Source organism: Gordonia sp. 852002-50816_SCH5313054-c (assembly GCF_001665925.1).
Classification (GTDB): Bacteria; Actinomycetota; Actinomycetes; order Mycobacteriales; family Mycobacteriaceae; genus Gordonia; species Gordonia jacobaea.
In genome coordinates, this window is sequence record NZ_LZTE01000004.1 from 1 (window position 1) to 1458 (window position 1458).

Consider the following 1458-nt stretch of genomic DNA (forward strand, 5'->3'; position numbering starts at 1 on the left):
CAAGGTGAATTCAACTGGTCGTCGCAACACCTCTATCAGGAGGTGTTCGATGGTTCGTCGTCAGCAGGCCGCGGACAGGGCGGTTCGTCCGAAGCTCCGCTCGCCGGGGCATCCGAAGTTTCAGAAACCCGTCGAGGCGGCGTTCTGGGGCGAGATCGCGAAAGGGCTGCTCGCGGAGGAAGCCGCGGGGGTTGTCGGCGTGGCGCCCGCGGTCGGCGCAAGATGGTTCCGACACGCTGGCGGCATGGCGCCATTTGACATCGCCCAGCAGCCATCGGGCCGCTACCTCTCGTTCGCTGAGCGCGAGGAGATCGCGATTCTCAAGGAGAAGGGCAAGGGCGTTCGCGAGATCGCTCGCGCCATGGGCCGCGATGCCGGGACGATCTCTCGTGAGCTGCGGCGGAACGCGGCCACGCGGGGCGGGAAGCCGGAGTATCGGGCGTCGGTCGCGCAGTGGAAAGCAGACATGACCGCGAAGCGACCCAAGGTCGCGAAACTCGTCGCGAACCCGCGGCTGCGCGCGTATGTCGAGGAGCGCCTGTCGGGGAAGATCACCCGCCCCGATGGCACGATCGTCACCGGTCCCCAGCCGCCGCGGTTCACCGGGAGAGGCAAGCCGCATCGCAAGGACAGGGCCTGGTCCTGGGCTTGGAGTCCGGAGCAGATCTCACACCGGTTGAAGATCGACTTCCCGGATGATGAGTCCATGCGCATCAGCCCAGAGACGATCTACCAGTCGCTCTACATCGAGGGCCGCGGCGCGCTCAAGCGCGAACTCGTCTGGAACCTCCGCACGGGCAGGGCGCTACGCGTCCCCCGAGAGCGGTCGCGGCGCAAGACCTGGGCGCATGTCACGCCGGAGACGCTGATCAGCGAGCGACCGGCGGAAGCCGACGGTCGCGCCGTCCCCGGGCACTGGGAAGGCGATCTGCTGATCGGGTTGGAGCGCTCGGCGGTCGGCACGGTCGTCGAGCGCAAGACCCGTTACACGCTGCTCGTCCATCTCCCGCGGGAAGAGGGCTATCGGCACAAGGAGACGCCGAAGAACGGGCCGGCGTTGGCCGGCTATGGCGCGATCACGATGAAGAATGCTCTCGCCAACACGATGTCGGCGCTGCCGGCGCAGCTGGCGCGCTCGTTGACCTGGGACCGCGGCAAGGAGATGTCCGCTCACACGCAGTTCCGCGTCGAAACCGGCATCCCGGTGTTCTTCGCCGATCCGCAGTCGCCCTGGCAGCGCGGCACGAACGAGAACACCAACGGGCTGCTGCGTCAGTACTTCCCGAAGGGCACCGACCTGTCCCGCTGGAGCGCCGAAGACATCGAAGCCGTCGCATTCGCGCTGAACACGCGCCCTCGGAAGTCGCTCGGATGGATGACTCCCGCTGAGGCCTTCAACGAGCAGCTATTGTTGCTCCAACAAGCCGGTGTTGCATCGACTGGTTGAGCCCGGTCAAT

The 1458-nt window shown here is 66.6% G+C and carries 1 protein-coding gene; it reads left to right on the top strand.

Going from position 1 to position 1458, the window contains the following annotated elements; translation table 11 throughout:
* Positions 1–49: 49 nt before the first annotated feature.
* A complete protein-coding gene (locus A5788_RS00200; RefSeq protein ID WP_064870172.1) occupies positions 50–1447 on the top strand; it encodes an IS30 family transposase in 1398 nt (465 codons plus the stop codon).
* Positions 1448–1458: the final 11 nt, after the last annotated feature.

Bases quoted from the DNA above. Each gene is read 5' to 3' on its own strand.
- A5788_RS00200 (WP_064870172.1), top strand. From the start codon at position 50: ATGGTTCGTCGTCAGCAGGCCGCGGACAGGGCGGTTCGTCCGAAGCTC.